The 22,563-nt window shown below is 61.0% G+C and carries 22 protein-coding genes; 10 read left to right on the forward strand and 12 right to left on the reverse strand.

From position 1 onward, the window contains the following. Window positions 1–337: 337 nt before the first annotated feature. A complete protein-coding gene (gene gyrB, locus FHR23_RS05365) occupies window positions 338–2,833 on the forward strand; it encodes a DNA topoisomerase (ATP-hydrolyzing) subunit B (RefSeq protein ID WP_184002198.1) in 2,496 nt (831 codons plus the stop codon). Between the two features lie 55 nt (window positions 2,834–2,888). On the opposite strand, the gene FHR23_RS05370 is transcribed toward gyrB, so the two are convergent. From FHR23_RS05370 to FHR23_RS05380, 3 genes are all read right to left on the reverse strand, one after another. Next, window positions 2,889–3,557 (reverse strand): ZIP family metal transporter, encoded by a 669-nt coding sequence (locus tag FHR23_RS05370; protein WP_184001842.1) that lies wholly within the window; start codon window positions 3,555–3,557, stop codon window positions 2,889–2,891. A gap of 105 nt (window positions 3,558–3,662) precedes the next feature. After that, on the reverse strand, window positions 3,663–3,941 hold the full coding sequence (locus tag FHR23_RS05375) for a DUF3297 family protein (protein WP_184001843.1): 279 nt from the start codon (window positions 3,939–3,941) through the stop codon (window positions 3,663–3,665). A gap of 107 nt (window positions 3,942–4,048) precedes the next feature. Then, complete coding sequence (locus FHR23_RS05380; protein ID WP_184001844.1) at window positions 4,049–4,408, reverse strand: hypothetical protein; 360 nt, start codon at window positions 4,406–4,408, stop codon at window positions 4,049–4,051. Window positions 4,409–4,575: 167 nt separating this feature from the next. Between FHR23_RS05380 and FHR23_RS05385 the strand changes: the two genes are divergently transcribed. Beyond that, window positions 4,576–4,977 (forward strand): EVE domain-containing protein, encoded by a 402-nt coding sequence (locus FHR23_RS05385; protein WP_184001845.1) that lies wholly within the window; start codon window positions 4,576–4,578, stop codon window positions 4,975–4,977. Between the two features lie 153 nt (window positions 4,978–5,130). Here FHR23_RS05385 and FHR23_RS05390 read toward each other — a convergent pair whose 3' ends face one another. From FHR23_RS05390 to typA, 4 genes are all read right to left on the reverse strand, one after another. Then, the gene (locus FHR23_RS05390; RefSeq protein ID WP_184001846.1) at window positions 5,131–6,339 is read right to left on the reverse strand and encodes an MFS transporter; all 1,209 of its coding nucleotides are present in this window, start codon (window positions 6,337–6,339) and stop codon (window positions 5,131–5,133) included. Window positions 6,340–6,492: 153 nt separating this feature from the next. Further along, window positions 6,493–7,068, reverse strand: coding sequence for a hypothetical protein (locus FHR23_RS05395; RefSeq protein ID WP_184001847.1), 576 nt, complete (start codon window positions 7,066–7,068; stop codon window positions 6,493–6,495). Window positions 7,069–7,093: 25 nt separating this feature from the next. Then, on the reverse strand, window positions 7,094–7,453 hold the full coding sequence (locus tag FHR23_RS05400; protein ID WP_184001848.1) for a carboxymuconolactone decarboxylase family protein: 360 nt from the start codon (window positions 7,451–7,453) through the stop codon (window positions 7,094–7,096). Between the two features lie 82 nt (window positions 7,454–7,535). Next, entirely contained in the window at window positions 7,536–9,368 is a 1,833-nt protein-coding gene (gene typA, locus FHR23_RS05405) for a translational GTPase TypA (RefSeq protein WP_184001849.1), read from the reverse strand. A 185-nt stretch (window positions 9,369–9,553) separates the two neighbouring features. Between typA and FHR23_RS05410 the strand changes: the two genes are divergently transcribed. Then, a complete protein-coding gene (locus FHR23_RS05410; protein ID WP_184001850.1) occupies window positions 9,554–11,113 on the forward strand; it encodes a S10 family peptidase in 1,560 nt (519 codons plus the stop codon). Between the two features lie 54 nt (window positions 11,114–11,167). Here FHR23_RS05410 and FHR23_RS05415 read toward each other — a convergent pair whose 3' ends face one another. Both FHR23_RS05415 and FHR23_RS05420 read right to left on the reverse strand, forming a co-directional pair. Continuing rightward, window positions 11,168–11,737, reverse strand: coding sequence for a fasciclin domain-containing protein (locus FHR23_RS05415; protein ID WP_184001851.1), 570 nt, complete (start codon window positions 11,735–11,737; stop codon window positions 11,168–11,170). Window positions 11,738–11,756: 19 nt separating this feature from the next. Then, window positions 11,757–12,971 carry a hypothetical protein gene (locus tag FHR23_RS05420; RefSeq protein ID WP_184002238.1) on the reverse strand — a complete coding sequence of 405 codons (1,215 nt, stop codon included), beginning with the start codon at window positions 12,969–12,971 and terminating at the stop codon, window positions 11,757–11,759. Window positions 12,972–13,152: 181 nt separating this feature from the next. On the opposite strand from FHR23_RS05420, the gene FHR23_RS05425 reads away from it, so the two are divergent. The 3 genes from FHR23_RS05425 to FHR23_RS05435 are packed head-to-tail and all read left to right on the forward strand — an operon-like array spanning window position 13,153 to window position 16,055. After that, on the forward strand, window positions 13,153–14,355 hold the full coding sequence (locus FHR23_RS05425) for a toxic anion resistance protein (RefSeq protein ID WP_184001852.1): 1,203 nt from the start codon (window positions 13,153–13,155) through the stop codon (window positions 14,353–14,355). Between the two features lie 6 nt (window positions 14,356–14,361). Continuing rightward, entirely contained in the window at window positions 14,362–15,078 is a 717-nt protein-coding gene (locus tag FHR23_RS05430) for an HAD family hydrolase (RefSeq protein WP_184001853.1), read from the forward strand. After that, complete coding sequence (locus FHR23_RS05435) at window positions 15,078–16,055, forward strand: hypothetical protein (protein WP_343043013.1); 978 nt, start codon at window positions 15,078–15,080, stop codon at window positions 16,053–16,055. The genes FHR23_RS05430 and FHR23_RS05435 overlap by 1 nt, the downstream gene beginning before the upstream one ends. Window positions 16,056–16,151: 96 nt before the next feature. On the opposite strand, the gene FHR23_RS05440 is transcribed toward FHR23_RS05435, so the two are convergent. The 3 genes from FHR23_RS05440 to FHR23_RS05450 all read right to left on the reverse strand — a co-directional run bounded on the left by FHR23_RS05440 (window position 16,152) and on the right by FHR23_RS05450 (window position 19,580). Then, entirely contained in the window at window positions 16,152–16,481 is a 330-nt protein-coding gene (locus FHR23_RS05440; RefSeq protein ID WP_184001854.1) for a DUF2171 domain-containing protein, read from the reverse strand. A 79-nt stretch (window positions 16,482–16,560) separates the two neighbouring features. Then, complete coding sequence (locus FHR23_RS05445) at window positions 16,561–17,136, reverse strand: superoxide dismutase family protein (protein WP_184001855.1); 576 nt, start codon at window positions 17,134–17,136, stop codon at window positions 16,561–16,563. Window positions 17,137–17,219: 83 nt separating this feature from the next. Further along, window positions 17,220–19,580, reverse strand: a complete 2,361-nt coding sequence (locus FHR23_RS05450; protein WP_184001856.1) for an HAD family hydrolase — start codon at window positions 19,578–19,580, stop codon at window positions 17,220–17,222. A gap of 107 nt (window positions 19,581–19,687) precedes the next feature. On the opposite strand from FHR23_RS05450, the gene FHR23_RS05455 reads away from it, so the two are divergent. The 4 genes from FHR23_RS05455 to FHR23_RS05470 all read left to right on the forward strand — a co-directional run bounded on the left by FHR23_RS05455 (window position 19,688) and on the right by FHR23_RS05470 (window position 22,552). Further along, a complete protein-coding gene (locus tag FHR23_RS05455; protein ID WP_184001857.1) occupies window positions 19,688–20,551 on the forward strand; it encodes an S-methyl-5'-thioadenosine phosphorylase in 864 nt (287 codons plus the stop codon). Between the two features lie 11 nt (window positions 20,552–20,562). Continuing rightward, on the forward strand, window positions 20,563–21,585 hold the full coding sequence (locus tag FHR23_RS05460; RefSeq protein WP_184001858.1) for an SMP-30/gluconolactonase/LRE family protein: 1,023 nt from the start codon (window positions 20,563–20,565) through the stop codon (window positions 21,583–21,585). Between the two features lie 31 nt (window positions 21,586–21,616). Further along, entirely contained in the window at window positions 21,617–21,814 is a 198-nt protein-coding gene (locus FHR23_RS05465) for a hypothetical protein (RefSeq protein WP_184001859.1), read from the forward strand. A 162-nt stretch (window positions 21,815–21,976) separates the two neighbouring features. Then, entirely contained in the window at window positions 21,977–22,552 is a 576-nt protein-coding gene (locus tag FHR23_RS05470) for a NifU family protein (RefSeq protein WP_184002200.1), read from the forward strand. Window positions 22,553–22,563 lie beyond the last annotated feature (11 nt).

Raw genomic sequence — 22,563 nt, forward strand, 5'->3', positions numbered from 1 at the left:
CCTAGGTAATCGACCGGATTTTCGCGCAGAGCGAATCGCTGTAGTACCTGCCTCACCGTTGACCGGGGCCTGAGGGGCGCCCCGGATACCGGCCCGAAAGGATGGACCGCTTCCGGGGGGAGGTGGTTCTGGGGGAAGACAGCCTCGCGGGCTGTCGCAAGGGCGACCTTGGAAACGCTGGGGGGCGTTCCGACGGGCGCCGACGAAACGGTGCCGTTGCCGGCGTGGAGGCAGGGCGCGGCACCGATACGGGCCAGGAGAAACGGACAGCGAGTAGGGCGGGTCGAAAAAGGCGTTTTTGCTTTCTTTGACCCGCCCGAATTCCTATATCCTCGTCATGGCAAGCACACCCGAAAACACACCCGCGAAGAATGAATATGGCGCGGAATCGATCAAGGTTCTGAAGGGACTGGACGCGGTCCGCAAACGTCCCGGCATGTATATCGGCGACACCGATGACGGATCGGGCCTGCACCACATGGTGTTCGAAGTTTCCGACAATGCGATCGACGAAGCGCTGGCGGGGCATTGCGACCGGATTCTGATCGAACTCAACCCCGATGGTTCGGTTTCGGTCGAGGATAATGGCCGCGGCATTCCGACCGACATCCACAAGGAAGAGGGCGTGTCGGCGGCCGAAGTCATCATGACCCAGCTGCATGCCGGCGGTAAGTTCGAAAACACCAATGACGGCAACGCGTACAAGGTTTCGGGCGGTCTGCACGGTGTCGGCGTCAGCGTGGTCAATGCGCTTTCCGAATATCTCGACCTCGTCATCTGGCGCGACGGCAAGGAACATTCGATGCGCTTCCGTCACGGCGATGCCGAAGCGCCGCTGAAGGTCACGGGTGACGCCGACGGCAAGAAGGGAACGCGGGTTACCTTCCTGCCCTCGCCCACCACGTTCAAGATTACCGAGTTCGATTTCGACAAGCTGGAACATCGCTATCGCGAGCTCGCTTTCCTCAATTCGGGCGTGCGTCTTTTCCTGCGCGACAGCCGGAGTGAGGAACCGCGTGAGGTCGAGCTGTTCTACGAAGGCGGTATCGCGGCTTTCGTGAAATATCTCGATCGCAACAAGACCGCGCTGATCCCCGAACCGATCGCGGTGGTCGGCGACCGTGACGAGGTTACCATCGAAGTCGCGCTGGAATGGAACGACAGCTATTATGAAAATGTGCTGTGCTTCACCAACAACATTCCACAGCGCGACGGCGGCACCCATCTGGCCGCGTTCCGCGCGGCGCTGACCCGTACGATCAACGCCTATGCCGACAAGTCCGGCGCGCTGAAAAAGGAAAAGGTCAACCTGACCGGCGACGATATGCGCGAAGGACTAACCGCGATCGTGTCGGTCAAGCTGCCCGATCCTAAATTCTCGTCACAGACCAAAGACAAGCTGGTCTCCTCTGAAGTGCGCCAGCCGCTTGAAAGCCTGATGGCGGACAAGCTTTCCGAATGGCTGGAGGAAAACCCGCAGGCGGCCAAAGTCGTCATTCAGAAGGTGATCGACGCCGCCGCCGCACGCGAAGCAGCGAAAAAGGCGCGCGAGCTGACCCGGCGCAAGGGCGTGATGGACATCGCCTCACTGCCCGGCAAGCTCGCCGATTGTCAGGAGCGCGATCCGGCCAAGTCCGAACTGTTTCTGGTCGAGGGTGATTCCGCTGGGGGTTCAGCGAAACAGGGCCGCGACCGGCATTTTCAGGCAATCCTGCCGTTGCGCGGCAAGATCCTGAACGTTGAGCGCGCACGGTTCGACCGGATGCTGTCGAGCCGCGAGATCGGTACGCTGATTCAGGCGATGGGAACCGGCATCCGCGATGATTTCAACATCGAAAAGCTGCGCTATCACAAGATCGTGATTATGACCGACGCCGATGTCGATGGCGCGCATATCCGCACCTTGCTGCTCACCTTCTTTTATCGCCAGATGCCTGAGATCATCGAGAAGGGGCATCTCTATATCGCACAGCCGCCGCTCTACAAGGCAACGCGCGGGCGTTCGGAAGTCTATCTGAAAGACGACAACGCGCTCGATGAATATCTGGTCGTCAACGGCGTCGAATCGAGCCTGCTCGAAACCAGCGAAGGTGCACGCACCGGCGCTGACCTGCGCACCATGGTCGATCATGCGCGGCGGATGCGCACGCTGATGCGCTATGTCCCGCGCCGTTACGATGCTCATATCATCGAGGCACTGGCCATGGCGGGCGCGCTTGACCCGACCGCTACGCGCGAAGACCGTGCCGCGCGGTTGCAGGCGGTGGCCGAACGGCTCGACATGACCGACAGCGAAGCACGCTGGACGGCGCGCATGACCGAAGATGGCGGTTTCCGGTTCGAACGGTTGTGGCGCGGCGTGACCGACCATTTTGCGATCGACGCCGCGTTCCTGGCTTCTGCCGAGGGGCGCAAGCTCCACGGCCTCGCCGCCGAAGAGGCCGCCAGCTATCAAAAGCTCGCCAAGCTCATTCCGATCAAGGCAGCAGAGAAGCAGGAAGCGGCGGCGGATACCGACGAAGATGGCGAAGAGACGGCTACCGCGATCAAGGGCGAAATACTGATTGCGCGTCCCTCGCAGCTTCTCGACGCGATCCTCGCGGCGGGCCGCAAGGGCCTGTCGATCCAGCGCTACAAGGGGCTGGGCGAGATGAACGCGGAGCAGCTTTGGGAAACCACGCTCGACCCGCAGAACCGCTCGATGCTGCGGGTTGCGATTCAGCAGGCGGACGTCGCGGACGAAATCTTCACCCGGCTGATGGGCGATGTCGTCGAACCGCGCCGCGAGTTCATTCAGGACAATGCGCTCAGCGTTGCCAATCTGGACGTGTGATATGGATGGGGGACGGCGCTACGACGCCCTCCCCGCACGCCGCATGGGGTGTCGTTCAGGGCATGATCCACTGAAAAGCGATCACCGCGACCGCGCCGACCAGTACCGCCTGCCACTGATACGCGCCCTGCGCCGACCAGCGCCGGGGAAGATGCCGGACGGCGACAGAAACAAATGCTCCGGCAATAAAGGACAGCATCAGCGCCAAGAGCGTCGGCGGTACCGTAATCCCGCGCGACAGCAAAACCCCCAGCACCGGCGCCGTGATATTGACGATCAGCCAGCCTTTGGCGCTTAACGGGCGGTTTGCGGGATCGCTCAGCACCACGGCATTGGCACCATGTGCCAGACCGTGCGTCGCGGATGCCACCGCGAGAATAACACCGGTCTGCCACGAAATGTGAAAGCCGACACCAATTGCCAGTCCGCCGATCAGGGCGTGCAGAAACAGCCAGCCCGGTGTCCATCGACCCGACGCTCCGCCCTCATCAAAACGCGACCCGACAACGATCCCGAACAGTGCCATCGCCACCAGCAACGGCAGGGATAATGTACCGGACATCAGCCGCCATGCAGAGGGAAACAGGTCGAGAAGCGCGATCATCAACATCGTACCGGCCGCGAATGCGACCAGCAATGCGCGATGCCGCTGAAGACGCAGGGCAACGATGCCGCCCGCAGCGATCGACATGCTTGATGCGACACCAAGCATTAACGGCACCATGCCTCTCTCCCACACTCACAAAACCCACAATGGACTTATGATATAACGTTACATTATCAACTGCAATATCGCAATCCTGCAAACAGACACTATCTTGCAATGCGTTCAGGCTTCGTCGATTTCGTCCTGCGGGCCGGTATCGCTTTCAGCGTCCTGATAATAGGGTTCGACAGGTCCGCTCAGCTTGATCGTCAGCGGCTGACCGTGGCGATCCACCTTCTTGCCCAGTGCGACGCGAATCCAGCCCTCGGATACCGAATATTCCTCAACATCGCGGCGCTCCTTGCCCTTGAAGCGGATGCCGATGCCGCGTTCGAGGACGGCCTGATCGAAATGGGGGCTGCGCGGATTGATCGACAGATGGTCGGGGGGCGTATCAGTCATAGACGCAGGCCTTTGCCGCAGAATCACGTCGGGGAAAAGGGGTAAAGAAAAAGGACCGGCGTAAACCGGTCCTTTTCATCAGGCCCGTTGCGGGCGCTATCGCCGCATCAGCGGCAATAGCGGACCGCTACGTGACGATGGAGATAGGGATCCCATACGCGGCGAACCGAGCAATAGCGGGCGTCCCGATAGCGATAATCGTTATAATAGCGATCACGCGGATAATAATCGTTCCGATAATATCCGTTATCGTAATAGCCATTGTCATAATAGCGGCGGTCATTGTTCGACGATGCGATGGCAGCACCAATGGCCAGCCCCGCAATCCCCGCAACGATCGCCGTGCCGGCACCATTGTCGTGGTGACGGTAATGGCGATAGCGCTGGGCTTCTGCAGGTGCTGCGACGGTCAGCGCAGTCGCGCCGAGCGCAAGCCCCATCGCCGCCCTGGTAATCAATCTGTTCATGGCGTCCTCCTGACTTCCATCGTCAAGAACCTTTCGCCAAAGAACAGGCAGAAGACCCGACGATTGATATTGGTATAGCAAAACCCATCTGAACGACCCCGGAACTGGGCGTTAAGCTATGGTTTAGGCAAGTTCGACTTGGCGAGAACTGAACAGGAAGGTGCATCATGGCGTATTGGCTGATGAAATCGGAGCCGGAGGAATATGGCTGGGACGATCTGATCCGCGACCACAGCACCGAATGGACGGGCGTGCGCAACCATGCGGCGGCCAAAAACCTGCGCGCGATGGAGGTCGGCGACCACGCCTTTTTCTACCATAGCGGCAAGGGTCCGGAGATCGTCGGCATCATGGAGGTCAGCCGCACCGCCCAACCCGATGGCGATGAAGGCAACTGGGTTTCGATTGAAGTAAAACCGCTCTCCCCGCTTCCCCGCGCTGTCCCATTGAAAGCCATGAAGGCCGAACCTGCGCTTGCCGACATGGCAACGCTGCGCCAGTCGCGGCTTTCGGTCAGTCCCGTCACAGATACCGAATGGAAAAAGATCATGGCCATGGCGGAAAGCTGAAACCTGACGGAAAACCCGTAGGCGACGATTTAGCTATGCTTCAATCCTCTGTCCTATTGTCGGATTTGTAAGCACTCCTCAGGGGGGAGGGGTTCGCATTACCGGCCCGCCGCTTTTGCTCCCATTGGGGCGGCGGGCCGGCCCATATACGCCTCATGCCGCTTCGCAGGTCACCCCATCCCCTTCAGCGCCATGCTTGCGCCGCGTATCGAGTACCGCCCCGAGCCAGAGCAACAGGCCGCCCCCACCAAGCGCCGCACCAACCCATCCCACCGACGGCCAGTCATAGCCCGCCGCCAGCGCAATCCCGGCCAGCAGCGGCCCCAGCGCATTGGCCGTATTGAATGCCGAGTGATTGAGTGCTGCCGCCAGCGCCTGTGCATCGCCTGCCACATCCATCAGCCGCGTCTGCAACACTGTCCCCAGCGCGCCGCCGCACCCGATCAGGAACACCGCCAGCGCCACCGCCCAGGCTATGCCCGCGACCAGCGCGAAGAGGATCATGGCGACAATGCTCCATATCAGCACTCCTGCCGCCGTCGGCATGAGTGCGCGGTCGGCAAAAACCGGCACGACCAGATTGCCGATCGTCATGCCCAGCCCGAACAGGCCGAGATAAAGCGGCACGATCAACGGCGAGACATGGGTGACGTTGAGCAGCGTCGAAGACAGATAGGTATAGACCGCGAACATGCCACCGAACCCGATCGCGCCTACCATCAGCGTCCACCACACCTGCGAGCGTTTGAGCGCACTGAGTTCGCGTAACGGGCTGGCCCCTTCCTGCGCAGGCTGGGCCGGCGCGAACAAGGCGATCAGGAGCGCGGTGGTCAGCGCCAGTACCGACACCGTGACGAAGCCCCAGCGCCATCCGGCAAGCTGGCCCAGCCAGTCGGCCAGCGGCACGCCGATGATCGTCGCGACGGTCAGTCCCAGCATAACGCGCGAAACTGCCCATGTCCGCCGATCCGCCGACACCTGAGATGCAGCCATCAGCGACGCGATGCCGAAATAGGCGCCATGCGGCAATCCGCTGATAAAGCGGAACAGCAACATGGCATGATAATCGGGTGCAATTGCGCTCAGTCCGTTGCCCAGCGCGAACAGGCCCATCAGCGCGATCAGCAGCTTGCGCCTGCCCATTCGGGCCGACACCACCGCCAGCAACGGCGCGCCGACCACCACCCCCAGCGCATAGGCGGAGATGACATGCCCCGCGGTCGGTGCGTCGATGCCCAGATCCGGCGCGAAATAGGGCAACAGGCTCATCGTCGCGAATTCGGTCGTTCCGATCGCGAACCCGCCCATGGCAAGCGCAAACAGAACGAGGGCGGGATGCGCCCCTGAACGATGGGATGCCATGATAATCTCCGACGGCTCGTGTTGCAGCGCAGCAATATCGGCGTTCCGGCCGCCAACGGCAACCCGCCATATGAAATGCTTTCGATCGCGACACTCGTACCGCCACAACATGGCGGGCAATCCGTTTTGTGACGAAGAAGCCGTGGCCCGGCTCTATTTGTCACGCATCGCCCGTTCGTCGAGCACGCCGCGTTCCTCCACCCCCTGAAACGGCGCAAAACTCTCCGGCTCGGCACGATACAACTCCACCGCCTTCGCCTCGGCCCAGCGACGCATTGCCGCCACGGCATCCCGGTGGTCGCCGTGATGTGCGACGAACACATCCAGCGTCGGTCCCCGCTCGCATCCGGCCTGATAGGGCGGTGTCTTATGGCAATGAAAGTCCAGCATCCCGGTGGCAAGGATATGGCCTTCAGGCGATAGCACCACGGCGCCCTTTTCCTCGCAGCTATGGGCGCGGCAGGCGGTGAACAGCCAGTCGCCGTTGGTCAGGCGCTGCGGCACATCCGGCGGGCCGCCCAGCACTTCGCGCTGCTGGTCGAATACCGGCGCATCATCGAAGAGATAGCTGCCGCGCATCCCGCCCAGAAACGCCTTCAGTTCGGCCGTGAACGCATCCGACCAGATCAACTGGTTGGTATCTGAACATTGCTCCAGATGGGCAGGAGAACAGGACGGCTTCACCGCCCCCTGCGCCAGTGCAAGCAGCAACGCCGAAACGACCGCCATGACTTTCCCCTTTTCGGATGTACTCTCAGACCGGTACGGGCTTCAACCGAACAAACTGGTCATAAGCACGTAAGGCATCGGCAGCATACATCAGCGACGGACCGCCGCCCATATAGACGCAGGTCGCCAGCGCTTCGGTCAATTCCTCACGCGTCACGCCCTGTTCGACCAGCGATTTAGCGTGAAATCCGATACAGCCGTCGCACCGTAGCGCCACGGCGATCGCCATCGCCATCAGTTCCTTGGTCTTCTTGTCGAGCGCGCCGTCGGCACACGCCCCTTCGACCATTGCGTAAAATCCGCTTAGCGCATCCGGTTCTGCCTTACGCAGTTCACCGACATATTCGGAAATATTACCGACGATCTCAGTATAGTCTTTCACCATGACCATTCCTCCTTACTGTCAGGAGAGCTTCATGCCCTATGGACAGCAAAGATACGCAATGGTCCGCACTGAATGAAGTGGATCAGGCCGCATCGGCCTTTCGCTTGGCGCGCTTACGCTCATGCGGATCGAGATGGCGCTTGCGCAGCCGAATCGTCTTGGGCGTCACCTCGACCATCTCGTCATCGTCGATATAGGCGATCGCCTGTTCCAGCGTCAGCTTGCGCGGCGGGGTCAGGCGAATTGCATCATCCTTGCCCGAAGAGCGGATATTGGTGAGCTGCTTCGCCTTCATCGGATTGACTTCCAGGTCATCCGTCTTGGCATTTTCGCCGATGACCATGCCCTCATAGAGCGCTTCGCCGGGGCCGACCATCAGGATGCCGCGATCCTCCAGCGCGTTGAGCGCATAGGCATTGGCTTCGCCATTGCCGTTGGAAATCAGCACGCCGTTCTTGCGGCCCTCGATCTGGCCCTTGTACGGCCCGTATTTCTCGAACACGCGGTTCATAATGCCGGTGCCGCGCGTATCGGATAGGAATTCGCCGTGATAGCCGATCAGGCCGCGTGACGGCGCGGAAAAGGTGATGCGCGTCTTGCCGCCACCCGACGGGCGCATATCGGTCATCTCCGCCTTGCGCAGGTTCATCTTCTCGACGACCGTGCCGGAAAATTCGTCATCGACATCGATAACGACACTTTCATACGGCTCTTCGCGACCCCCTTCACCATCACGGAACAGCACGCGCGGGCGGCTGATGCCCAGTTCAAAGCCCTCGCGACGCATCGTTTCAATCAGCACACCAAGCTGAAGCTCGCCGCGCCCGGCGACGTCGAAACTATCCTTGTCGTCGCTTTCAGTAACGCGAATCGCGACGTTCGATTCCGCTTCACGGAACAGGCGGTCGCGGATCATCCGGCTGGTGACCTTGGACCCTTCGCGGCCCGCCATCGGCGAGTCGTTGACCGCAAAACGCATGCTGAGTGTCGGCGGGTCGATCGGCTGCGCCTCGATCGGTTCACGCACCGAAATATCGGCGATAGTGTTGGCCACCGTCGCGACTTCAAGCCCGGCCATTGAGATGATGTCGCCGGCCTTCGCCTCTTCCACCGGCACACGTTCCAGACCGCGAAACGCCATGATCTTCGTCGCGCGCCCTTGTTCGACCACCTTGCCCGACGCGTCGAGCGCATGGATCGGCATGTTCATCTTGACCGTGCCCTGCTCGACTCGGCCGGTCAGAATACGACCGACGAAATTGTCGCGGTCGAGCAGCGTGACAAGGAACTTGAACGCGGCATCGGGATCGACATCCGGCGCAGGCACATGGCCGACGATCTTTTCGAACAACGGCGTCAGCGTACCTTCGCGCGCATCAGCATCCTCGCTGGCATAGCCGTTGCGGCCCGAAGCGAACAGCACGGGAAAATCGAGCTGTTCCTCATTGGCGTCCAGATTGACGAACAGGTCGAATACCTCGTCCAGCACTTCCTGCGCGCGCGCGTCCGACCGGTCGATCTTGTTGACGACGACAATGGGCTTCAACCCTAGTGCCAGTGCCTTGCCGGTGACGAACTTGGTCTGCGGCATCGCGCCTTCGGCGGCATCGACCAGCAGAATGACCCCGTCGACCATCGACAGGATGCGCTCCACCTCACCGCCGAAATCGGCGTGGCCGGGCGTATCGACGATATTGATGCGAGTCGCCTCACCGCCCTCGGGTGTCCATTCAATCGAGGTACATTTGGCGAGAATGGTAATCCCGCGTTCCTTTTCCAGGTCGTTCGAATCCATCGCGCGTTCCTCGACGCGCTGATTGTCGCGGAACGTGCCGGACTGACGGAACAACTGGTCGACAAGCGTGGTCTTGCCGTGGTCGACATGGGCGATGATCGCCACGTTGCGGAGGCTCATGAAAACTCTCTGATCTGCTGAAACTTGGCTTAACGGCCCCGCGGCGTCCCCTGCCGCTCTGGTGCGTGAGCGTGCCCTTAGCGAAAACCATGCCGCAACGCAACGCGAATGCCTTGCACTGTGTCGCTGATGTAATATGGTAACGTCACCTACGCAGTTTCCCCAAGTCTTCTCAAGGAGCCCCCATGCGTCTTTCTGCCGCCATCACCCTTGCCGCCTGCCTCGCCCTCTCTAGCCCGGCATTGGCGCAGCAGAAACAAGGGGATCACGATTCGTCCAGCGCGTCCGATATCAACGGCAAGGATCAGGCAAAGGATATTGCCGATCACTGGGCCAATGCACCGGTCAAGGAAATCACCAAAACCCATACCGGCAAGGCGGTCGTCGACGGGCGCACCATCCCCTATACCGCGACCGCCGGAACGCTGACCATCCGCAATGCCAAGGGTGAGCCCGAAGCGAGCTTTTTCTACACCGCTTATACCTCGCCCGGGAAGCATCGTCCGGTGACATTCTTCTGGAACGGTGGTCCGGGTTCGGCGACACTGTGGCTGCGCATGGGATCGTTCGCGCCGGAAATCCTCAACACCACCGATCCGGTGACGGTGCCGCCTGCACCGCTGCCGATCAAGTCCAACCCCGACACGCTGATCGGCAGCACCGACATGGTGTTTCTCGACGCGGTCGGCACCGGCTATTCGCGCCGTCTGGGTAACGCGCCGGCCAAGGATTTCTATGGCACCGATGCGGACATCGAGTCCTTCACCAAAGCGATCAAACGCTATCTGACCATCAACAAGCGCTGGAATGACCCCAAATATATTTATGGCGAAAGCTATGGCACCACCCGCGCCGCCGGTCTTTCGCTGGCGCTGGAGGATGCGGGTGTCGCCATCAACGGGGTGATGCTGCAATCGACCATCCTGAATTACGGTGTCGATCAGCCGGGCTATGACGAGGTTTATATCGGCTATCTGCCGACCTTCGCCGCCGTTGCCTGGTATCACAACATGGTGCCCAACAAGCCCTCGGATCTTGCCGGTTTCGTCGAACGGGCGCGCCAGTTCGCCAGTGGCCCTTATGCTGCTGCGCTGGCCAAAGGACAGGACATTTCTCCGCAGGAAGAAGACCAGATTGCGCAGCAATTGCACGATTTCATCGGCCTGCCGGTCGCCTATCTGAAACAGGCCAATCTGCGCGTGACGCTCAGCCATTTCCGCAAGGAACTGCTGCGTAACCAGTATGAAACGGTCGGGCGTTTCGACGGTCGCTATATCGGCACCGACACCGATTCCGTTGGTGCACGCCCCGGTTATGACGCGTCCGACACAAGCATCAATCAGGCCTATGTCAGCGGCTTCATGGATCGGCTAACGCGCGAATTCGATTACAAGACCGACCTCAACTATCGCCTGTCCGTCTGGGACTCCCGCGATTTCGACTGGGATTTCAGCCATGTCGGCCCGAATGGTCGCAAGGAGGAAATGGTCGATGTCGCACAGGATCTGTCAAAGGCGATGCGCACCAACCCGCATCTGCGCGTGCTTTCGCTCAACGGCTATTACGATATGGCGACGCCGTTCTTCTCCACCGAACGCGATCTCAAACACATGATGATCCCGCGTACGCTCGATAAGAATCTGGAATTCAAATATTATCCTGCGGGTCACATGATCTATCTGAACCCGAAGGCGCGCCATGAAATGCGCCTCGACCTGCAACGTTTCTACGCACAGGGAAGCTGATTGCCGAACCGTCGGGCGCGTTTCACACGCGCCCGACGATAGCGACAGATATTATTAATTCGCGTCGGCCTGCGGCGGGATGACCTTGCTGATCGGATAGATCACGCCGTTACTTGCGCGGATCGGATCACCGGCGATCTGCGGCGCGTCGCTGCCCGATCCGATGGCGATGGCGTTGCCGCTCTTGTCCAGCGTAATCGCATTGCCGCTCATCGTCGCCAGCGTTACCTTACCCTTGTCGGACGACAGCCCCTTTTGCAGGTCTCCCATCTCGACATAGCCGGTGGCGATATGCTGGCGCAGCAATGCGATCAGTTTCGGCCGTCCGGCATCGCTGTTCAGAGTATCGCGCTCATCCTTGGGAAGGGCATCGATCGCCTGATCGGTGGGCGCGAAAATGGTATAGCTCGCATTGCCGCTCAGCGCCTTGTCCAGTCCGGCCTTTTTGACCAGATCGGAAAAGCTGTCGAGATTGTCGGCACCATCCAGTGCCTGCACCAGATTGTCCGACGGAACCGTCGTTGCAGCACTGTTATTGGTGGCCGCGCTATTGCCGTTATCATTCCCGCTGCATCCCGCGAGCATCAGTAAACCTGCCGTCATGGCGACTGCAATCGTGCGCATGTGCAACCTCCTGTCTGTTTTAGCTGAGCAACTGAATTGCGGCCTGCACCAGTCGCGTCGTCGGGTCGACCCGATAGACATAGCCGTCGCTGTACCGATACATTTCGCTGGGCGTATCGTAATATTGGCTGCGATAGGCTGGCGGGACATTGTACAGGTCATACCCTGCGGGCATCGCCTGCCCGACCGTCCAGTCATTGCCGGTCAGCAGCCCTGCGATCGACTGAATATTCTGCGTCTGCGGATTGACGGCGAAGATCGCATTATCGGCATAGCGATAATCGTAATTGCCGCTGTCATAGCCGTAATAGCTGTCATAATAAGGCGACACCGAATAGCCCGAATAGCTGCTCGGCCAGCTATTGCCGTCATAAAGCGCGCCGCCCAGCAACGGCACGAAGGCAGTGATCAGGTTGGTCGTCGGCTGGGTACGAACGAAATATCCGTTGGAATAGCGCCAGTCGCTACTGTCGCGATAGCGGTCATAGCCGTACCAGTTCTGATAGGGGTTGGAATAGCCGCGCAGTTTCTTCGCCTGTCCCGGCGGCGTGCAGCCGTTATTCTTCTTGGCGAGTCCCGGCGGGCAACCCTGCACATAATCAACGCGACGGACGTCGCGATCCCCGAAATACTGCCGCGAGTTATGGCTGTCATAATGCACGTCGGAACGTGCCTTCCAGACGGTCTGCCGCTGGATGTCGGGGTTTTTATAGGTCCGGATCTGAGCTTGCTCACCGGATTTGCCGTGCTGATTCTGCGCCCTGCCCTGCTGCCCCTGCCCGTTTTGCGCGCGTCCATGCTGGTCGGCCGACGCGTGCGCCTGCGATGGCGTTGCGTGACCATGGTCGGACGATTGTCCGGCCCATTGGGAATGCCCGTGATCGGCCTTTTGCTGCTGCTTGGCCTGATCGGCGCGGGCGTGGGCCTGTTGCTCAGTATGATCCGTAGCATACCCGACATTCCCGTTCCCGTGCGAAGAGGCATTACCGTGCATCTGGGCGTTGCCGTGCGACTGCGAAGTATGCGGATTCCCATGCGTGGCCGGCTTGCCATGATCGGTAGCAGCATGGCTTTGACTTTTGCCGCTATCGTGCGACTGGCCCTTGCCATGATCGCCGGGATTGTCGTGCTGGTTGCTCTGGCCGTGGCCGTTACCATGCGCCTGGGCATCGACAACAGATGGTGCAGCCAGCGCCAGAGCGGCCACCCCGGCCGAAAGTAACAGCGTACGCATCACATCTCCCTTGATCGCGACCATGCTCAATGTGGGTGCCGAACGCAGGTCGGCACGATCTCGTTCGGAATCCTTGCATGGTACGGGGGGCATTCCCTATGTGTATGGTTGAATTAATACACTTGATGGCGGCGGCATTCCGCTCCATTCTGAACCGGAGGACTCTTTTCTGGAGGCAAGCATGGCAACGACCGCGACCGATACGGCGGACAAGGAACTGACACTGACCCCGCCCGAGCCGGTGGCCCCTGTTTCGCCCGAAAAGGCGGCCGGGCTGGTGCCGGTCGATGAAAAGACAAAGACCCAGCTCGACAGCCGCGTCGATGCGTTCATCGACGATCTGGTCGCGCAGGACGTCAACAGTCCCGAATTCGGCAAGCGCGTCGATGCGATCACTGCCATGGGGCAGAAGGAAATCCGCGACGCAGCCGGACAGTCGAACCGCTTTCTCGACCGTCCGGTCAAGGCGATGGATCAGGAATCGGGCGTCGGCGCCGACCTTGCCCAGCTTCGCCGTACGATCGAGGATCTCGACCCCGGCAAGAAGGGCAACCTGCTCGCACCCAAAAAGCTGTTCGGGATCATCCCGTTCGGCAACAAGATGCGCGATTATTTCGACAGCTACAAATCCTCGCAAACGCACATTGCCTCGATCCTGAAAAGCCTGTCGTCGGGCAAGGACGAGTTGCTGATGGACAATGCCGCGATCGACGTGGAGCGGCAGAATCTGTGGGCGGCGATGGGGCGTCTGGAGCAGATGATCCATATCTCGAAGGAAATGGATAAAAAGTTGGAGGACAAGGCGAACGACCTCGACTCTACCGACCCGGCCAAGGCCAAGGCCATCCGCGAAACCGCGCTTTTCTATGTCCGCCAGCGTTCGCAGGATCTGCTCACCCAGATGGCGGTGACGGTGCAGGGCTATCTGGCCCTTGATCTGGTGAAGAAAAACAATGTCGAGCTGGTGAAGGGCGTCGACCGCGCATCCACCACCACCGTGTCTGCGCTGCGTACTGCCGTCACCGTCGCGCAGGCGATGACCAATCAGAAACTGGTGCTCGATCAGATCACCGCGCTCAACACCACGACCGCGAATATCATCGATTCGACCGGCAAGCTGCTCAAGGACAATACCGCGCGCATTCATGAACAGGCTGCCGGATCGACGGTACCGGTCGAAACACTGCAACGTGCGTTTCAGAATATCTATGATACCATGGATTCGATCGACGCGTTCAAGATGAAGGCGCTCGATTCGATGAAGACCACCGTCAACACACTGTCGGACGAGGTCGAAAAGTCGAAAGGCTATATCGCGCGGGCCGAAGGGGCTGCGCAAAATACCGGCAGCGCCGACGACACATTCAAACTGGAGGCACTGTAACCCGCCATGGCGACCGAGGTGGACCGGCAGATTGCGCGTTCCAGCGAAGTGCTGGACCGCTCGCGTGAGCGCTACGCCTCGCTGCGTGACCGTGCGCGCAAACGGCGCGGCGATGCGGTTCTGCACCGGCTGGGCCGGATCGCGGCCGCCGATATCGCCATCATCATCGCCGCACTGGTGATCGGCTGGATCGTGCCGCTGGGCATGGGCGGCGCGCTGGCGGTGATGGCGGCGCTGATCGCCGCGACACTGCTGTTTGCGATCTTCCCGCTTTCCCCTGAGGTCACGGCGGAAAAGCTGACACAAGCTCCGCTCAAAGCCTTACCGCTGCAAACCGAACAATGGCTGGAACGCCAGCGTCCGGCGCTTCCCGCCCCCGCGCAATTGCTGGCCGATTCGATCGGCGTGAAGCTGGAAACCCTGACGCCGCAACTTGCCACGCTCGACGAAAACCAGCCCGCCGCCGCCGAGGTACGCAAGCTGGTCGGCGAACAACTGCCCGAACTGGTGAAGGGCTATGCCCGCGTGCCCGAACCGCTGCGCCGGGTCGAACGCAATGGCCGCACACCCGACCAGCAACTGGTCGACGGATTGAAAGTCATCGACGAAGAAATAGGCCAGATGTCGTCACAACTGGCGCAGGGCGATCTCGACCTGCTGGCGACGCGCGGACGCTATCTGCAAATCCGCTACAAGGAAGAAGACACGCTGGGCGGCGAATAGTGCGCCGGGGTGTCTTCCGCCTGCTGGCCTGCGGTGCGCTGTTCGCGTCCGGGCTGATGTCGCTCGGCTCTGCCGCCGCCCGCCCCGTCAATTTCATATTCCTGGGCGGCGAGGGGCTGGCAAGCGCAGGCAATTTGCTGAAGCGCCCGGACATTGTCGGATTTCAGGTCGTCTATAGCTGGCGGCAGCTTGAACCCCAAAAGGATCACTATGATTTTTCGGCGATCGATGCCGATCTGAAGCGCGCCGACGCCGCGCATAAAAAGCTGTTCGTGCAGGTGCAGGATCGTTTCTTCAGCCGCAGCGCACGCAACGTTCCGGAGTATCTGCTGCACGACCCCGCCTATCATGGCGGGCTTGCGCCGCAGACCGATCATGCCGGCGAAGGCAGACCGGTGGGCCATGGCTGGGTGACGCGTCAATGGGATCCGGCAGTCCGCGACCGGTTTCAACACCTCCTGACGGCTCTCGGCAAGCGCTTCGACGGGCGAATATACGGCCTGAACCTTCCGGAAACCGCCTTTGATATGGACGAGAAGCATCCGCCCGCCGGGTTCAGTTGCGACGGCTATTTCCACGCCGAACTGTCGAACATGGCGGCTGCCCGCGCGGCATTTCCGCACAGTCATGTCGTTCAATATGTCAATTTCTGGCCCTGCGAATGGAATGACAGCCGCCATTATATGAGCCGTCTTTTTGCCTTCGCCATTCAGCATCATATCGGGCTGGGTGGTCCCGACGTCGTGCCCTGGCGCAAGACGCAGATGAAGAACAGTTATCCCTTCTTCCACGCCGATCACGACCGCCTGCCGCTGGTGGCAATGGCCATTCAGGGACCGACGCTCACCTATACCGACCCCAAAACCGGAAAGCCCTTCACGCGTGCGGCAATCACGGCATTCGCTACCGATTATCTGGGCGCCGACATCCTCTTCTGGACCCGGGCAGCACCATGGTTGAAACAGTCGCCGCAATGAAAAAGGCGGATGCCTCACCCAGCGCCCGCCTTTTCAACCTGTCTTCCGTCCGACCGGAAATGGTCAACGGACTACCGGTATAGCATACCGACCCGGTCAGTCGCCGATACCCGAACCGCCAAAACCGGTTCCGTGGCCGCTGACTCCGAACAGCGCACCGATCCGCGACGATACCGCCGGGTGCGCATGCGCATATTCTATCGACGCAGTGACGGCCTCGACAGTGGTCGCTACGCCCGGCTCAACGATCACCGTATCGCCATCGACCTGCTTTACCGCAGCCAGCGGTACGAAGTGATGCAGGCCGTCCGCGAAATCCTTGCGCGCAAGGTCGATAATATCGCCCTCAATCCGGTCGACGGTCCCGACCGCATGGTCGTGGGTATCGACAACACGCATATTCGGCTTGATCTGATCCTTGTTCATGCCTTGATCCTCACTACTGCTTACGCAGGGAGAACGCCCGTCACGCCGGCAATTTCCATTCTATTCCCAAAAATTCGAATCACGCCGCCATGAACACACCACAGGCGATTCGCGCACCGCTGTTGCCTGACGGATCGCTTTTCAGATCGTCAGCACCGGCATGGATGACCAGCGCCGAACCGTCGGCATCCATCAGCCCGGCAAAGGTGCCTGCAGGAAGATTGACCGCCAGCGAGCCTTCGCCGTTCGTGCCGATCATCAGATTGGGCATATCGCCCGCATGCGGCTTCGGGTTTTCGGGGTTACTGATCCCGTGATGCGTGCCCGTCGGGTTCCAGTGGCCGCCCGCGCTGGCAAAATCGGGCGGAGCGCAACGACCGGTCGTGTGCACATGCGCGCCATGCACGCCGGGCGGCAGGTCATGCGCATCGATGGCGATCCGAACGCCGCCATCGGGCAGTTCGGTGGCCGTCGCGGTCCCTACCTGCGCCCCATCGCCGGTGCGCAGCGTGGCAATCGCTTCCTGGCTTGCCGGTGCCGGAGTGGTTTCGGCATCTGCCGGATGCACACCGGCCATTGTGCTGCACCCGGCAGCCATCAGCGACAGTGCGGCACCCCCAATTAACGCAATCCCCACGCTGCGTAGCTGAACCATGATTTCCTCCTGTTGTCCTGAACGAATGTTTCAGAACAACAGCGGTTCCCGCACAAGCAGCGAATAGAGGGCGCTATGGGTTGCTATGCAACCTGTTTGCGGCTGCCCGCTTCCTTGCGCCATACGACCGGACGGAATACCACCGACAACACCATCGGCTCGTCGCCCTTGGGCGGCGGTGCCATGACAAAGCCGCTCGGACTGCACTGGTACAGCGCATCACCATGATCCGTCATACCGTCGGTAACGGTCACGGCATTTGCACCGCACACCGGGGCGCTCGCATCGAAATCGGCCAGCCGGTGCCACATCGCCGATTCGACCTGTACCCAGCCGAACGGCACCCCGAACTGGATTGCCGGTGTCCAGCGTTCCTGCCCCATCGGGATATTGATCCGGTAAAATCCCTGCGCGGTCGGATAGGCGTCGAAATTATGCACGCCCTGCCCCTGCGCACTCATCAAAATTACCGGCAGTTCGATTCCACCGCTCTGAAAATCGGCATTGCGGATATCGAGCGCGAAGCGGGTCGACGCCAGCAGCGACAGGTTGAGCGGCAGACCGTGTCCGCGCAACTCGCCCGGCACGAACATCCGGTCGGTTTCGTTGATATAGGACAGCCCGCGCCGTTTCAGCCCCTCGGCCGAATTGTCGCGGTCGAGCAGCCTGACCACTTCGGTCGTGCCCAGATTGACATCATGATCGAATGCTTCGAGCAGCGTTACCTCTTCGGCGCTGGGGAAAAACATCAGCCGCGCCAATGCGGCAGCAGCACTGCGCCGCCGGTCGTCGGCATCCTCCACCTGCGTTACCCGCATCACACCGGTTTCGGCATCGCGGGCATAGGCGATACACGCCGCCTGCACCTTGTCGCGGATCGCGCTCTGGCCACCCTTGATATCCGCTTCCTTGCGGATGGGCGCGCCGTCCTCTTCATAATCGACGGTCGAACCCTGCGCGACCGTTGCCAGCTGTTCGATCACCGCTACCTGCGTGCACAGCGCGTGCAGCATGCGCGTTTCATAATGACGAACGTCGAAGAAACCCTTCTTGTCCAGTCCCGAGCGCACTTCCTCGCGCAGCAGCAAATAACGGCCGACGACATGCAGCCCCATTTTTTCCGCCAGCACCGGTGCGATCTGATTCTGCACCGATCCGTTATAGCCCAGATCGACAAACATCACGGTGTCGCCATCGTTCACGCCCGCCTGACGCAGATGCGCCAGCACCCGGTCGGTAAATTTCGCTGAGCGTGCGAGGATGCGCTTCGCCATTTTCGGCTCCAGCACCGCCTTGCAGAATTGCGCGGGCTTCATCTTGGCCAGTTTCGCCCCCTCATGCCCGAACAGCAGCAACTGGCGCGCGACCACCGACAGCGGCGCGCGATGCACTGCCTCGGTCACGAAATCCTTCAGCCGTTCGGCATCGGTCAGGCTGGCACAGGCCGCCACATAGCGGCTGATCTCGATCGGTGCGGCGTCGCCGGCGTCGGAAAAGACGGTGCGGAACACCTCCAGCGGCAAAAAACCGTCACGCATCAGGAACAGCGGCTTGACCTGCCTGCCGTGTTGCGCGGTCAGTGCTGCAACCTCATCGCGTACCCACAACGCAAAACCGTGGAACAGCGGTCCCAGCACATCATGGCCCAGCCGCGCGACATCGCTGTCCTCGCGCCGCAGCGCCACCGCCGCGCGATGGTTCTGACTGACCGGCACCGCAACGCGCGCTTCCGGGTCGATCAGCGTCGCCGCCGCCGATTCGAGCCGCAGCCGCGTTACACTTTCCTCGTCAAACTGCACCAGATGCGCGGCATGAATACCGACAGCCTGTGGCGCAATGACATCGGCGACCTTGTTGTCGCCCACATGCAGGATGGTTTCGGGGGCCGCACCCAGCTCCGCCATCACCGTCTTGAACAGGCCATCCCCTTTGCCGATGCCATATTCGGATGACACGAACACCCGGTCGATCATCGCCACGACCTCTTCGCCCGCCACCGCCTTCAGCAGCGCCACCAGTTCGGCGTGCGAGAAGTAGATGTCGGACACGATGATGACGCGCATCCCCCTGGCATGGGCGCGACGGATCAGCTCGACCGTAGGCGCAAAGGCGAAACAGTGCCGCGCCTCCAGTGCGCATTCATGCGCGACCGCCGCGGCGATGGCATCCTCATCCGCCGCCGGCATCAGCCGTGTGTAAATTTCGGGCAGCGTTACCTCGACCGTCTTGCGGTGCAGCTTCGCCGCCTGTCGCGCGGCACGTTCGGCCCACATACGCGGTTCCACCGCCCCGCCTTCCAGATCGATGCGGGCGAACACATCGCGCGGTGCCTGCACATCGCGCCACAGCAGTGTATCGAAACAGTCGAGCGACAGCGTGGTGACTTCACTCGGCACCTGTTCTAGCAGACTGGCAACGTCATAGGCCCGGATGCTGGTCTTCATGAGCGCATTCCCCTTGTTCGCGCGCGAAATTCCGTGACCAACCTATTGACGACAAGGGTTAGCAAATCGTTAGCGTCCCCGCTGGCGAGAACCGAAAGGAGCAGGCAATGGGCGGCTGGACGATTGGAATTATCGGCGGATCGGGCCTGTATGACGTCGAAGGGATCGAGGACGGCAAATGGGTGGAGGTGCACAGCCCCTGGGGCGCGCCATCCGACGAAATCTTTACCGGGCGCATCGGCCATGCGCATGTCGCCTTCCTTCCCCGCCACGGGCGCGGCCATCGCATCAGCCCGTCGGACCTCAACGCACGCGCCAATATCGACGTGCTCAAGCGGCTGGGCGTCACCGATGTGCTGGCGGTTTCCTCGGTCGGCGGGCTGACGGAGGAACGCGCACCGGGCACCTTCACCATCGTCGATCAGTTCATTGATCGCACCAAAGGGCGCCCGTCGAGCTTTTTCGGCACCGGCATGGTCGCGCATGTCTCGATGGCCGATCCGGTCTGCCCGCGCCTGTCCGCGCTGGCGGCACAGGCCGCACGCGATGCGGGTGCTACGGTGCAGGAAGGCGGCACCTATCTGGCCATGGAGGGACCGCAATTTTCGACGCGCGCCGAAAGCAACCTCTATCGTCAATGGGGCTGCGACCTGATCGGCATGACCGCGATGCCGGAGGCCAGGCTCGCGCGCGAAGCCGAACTGCCCTATGCGCTGGTCGGCATGGTCACCGACTATGACTGCTGGCGCGAAGAGGAAGCCGCCGTCGACGTGGCACAGGTGATCGCGCAGCTATCCGCCAACGCCGAAAAAGCGCGCGCGATGGTCGTCAACCTGCTGCGCGCGCTGCCGGAAGAGCGCCCTGCCTCCCCCATCGACACCTGTCTCGACACCGCCCTCATCACCGCATCGCAAGTCCGCGATCCCGACCTGCTAAGCAAGCTCGACGCGGTTGCGGGCCGGGTAGTTTGAGGAAACATGCCATGTGGAACCGCCGTTCCCTGCTCGCTGCCGCCACCGCATTCCCCACTGCCGCCTGTGCTGCCGGTCTGGCCGGCTCTCCTCACAAAACGACGGGCAAGGTAACGCGTTTCGACCCACGGCTGGATGCGATCCTCGATGCGTCCGCACCGATCGAAGTGCTGACGACCGGGCATCAATGGGTCGAGGGTCCGACCTGGGTCGGCGATGGCGGCTATCTGCTCTATTCGGACGTTCCGAAGAACCAGATGTGGCGGTGGAGTGAAGGCAGTGGCGACACGCTGTTCCTGCAACCGTCGGGCCTTGCCGGTCCCGTTCCACCCACGGTTCGCGAGGCCGGGTCGAACGGTCTATATTATGCGGGCGGCACCACAGTGCTGATGGCGGACAGCGGGACACGCGCGGTCGCACGGCTGGATCTCGCCACCAAAAAGAAAACCATTCTGGCCGGTCGCTATCAGGGCAAGCGGTTCAACAGTTGCAACGATCTGGTGCTGTCGCGGACAGGCGCGATTTATTTCACTGATCCGCCCTATGGCCTGACCGACGGCGACAAGTCCCCGCTCAAGGAACTGGATTTCAACGGCGTCTATCGCCTGACGCCCGATGGGCAGGTAACCCTGATCGACAAGCTGACCCGACCGAACGGCGTGGGCCTGTCGCCCGATGAGCGGACGCTCTACATCTCCGTCTCCGACGAAAAACGCCCGGTCCTCCTCACCTATCCGCTGGGTGCCGACGGGCTGCCCTCCGGTGCGCCGGCCACATTGCGCAACTTTGCGCAGGAAGCAGACAGTGGCGCCCCCGGCCTGCCGGACGGCATGACGGTGCACAAAGACGGATGGCTGTTCGCCAGCGGTCCTGGCGGAATGTACATCCTGTCGCCGCAGGGCGCGAAACTGGGCCTGATCGCCACCGGAAAACCAATCGCGAATTGCTGTTTCGGCGGCAGCGACGGCAGGATGCTGTATATGACCTCCAGCGACATGGTGCTCCGAATGCCGGTCCGCGCGGCGGGTATTTAGGCCGTAAACCCATAAAGGGCATCGTCGAGGTTTGAGCCAAAATGGCGTGGTGCAAGGAGAAAAGACGCAGGAATATGTCAATATTTCCAGAATTTTCGACGCCGCACCGGGCCGTTTTGGCCAAATCCCGCAGGGACGTCCAAATGGCTTCCATCTCGAACCGAACGCCGCTTGCAAAGGCAAAGAGCCTTTGCCGCGCGTCGTTCGGCCCGATCTGTTCGCCCTTTGAACGCTTCGACGATGCCGTTTATGGGTTTACGGCCTAGGGTCAGCCTCTTTTCCCTGAATGTTGAAGCATAAAGCGCCGACTGTACCTTTCGCATATACGTGAAACGAACCGTTTCTCTCATACAGGCTTGATCCCGCGCAGGCGGCGGCCCACATGGCGATCATGCTGATCGAAACCGAGACCACGCCGAATCCGGCAACCCTCAAATTCCTTCCCGGCCGTACGGTCATGGAGGCGGGAACCCGCGATTTCGCGACACCCGAAGAGGCCGAAGCCTCTCCGCTTGCCGAAACCCTGTTCGGGCTGTGCGATGTTACAGGCGTGTTCTTCGGCAAGGATTTCGTGTCGGTCACCGCCGCGCCGGGGGTGGACTGGGTGCAGCTCAAACCCGATGTACTGGCGACGATGCTCGACCATTTCTCCGCCAACATGCCGCTGTTCAAACCCGGCACCGCCGCCGGGATCAATGTACCGGGCGAGGAAACGGAATTCGCCGATAATCCCGAAGACGCCGATATCATCGCGCAAATCCGCGATCTGATCGACACGCGCGTACGTCCTGCGGTCGCCAATGACGGCGGCGACATCGTCTATCGCGGCTTTGATCAGGGCAAGGTTTATCTGCAAATGCAGGGCGCATGCTCGGGCTGCCCGTCGTCCACTGCGACGCTTAAAAACGGGATCGAGCAACTGCTGAAATATTACGTCCCGGAAGTCACCGAAGTCCGCGCTGTATAACACGGCCTCAA

Source organism: Stakelama sediminis (assembly GCF_014199335.1).
In the GTDB taxonomy this organism is placed as follows: domain Bacteria; phylum Pseudomonadota; class Alphaproteobacteria; order Sphingomonadales; family Sphingomonadaceae; genus Sphingomonas; species Sphingomonas sediminis.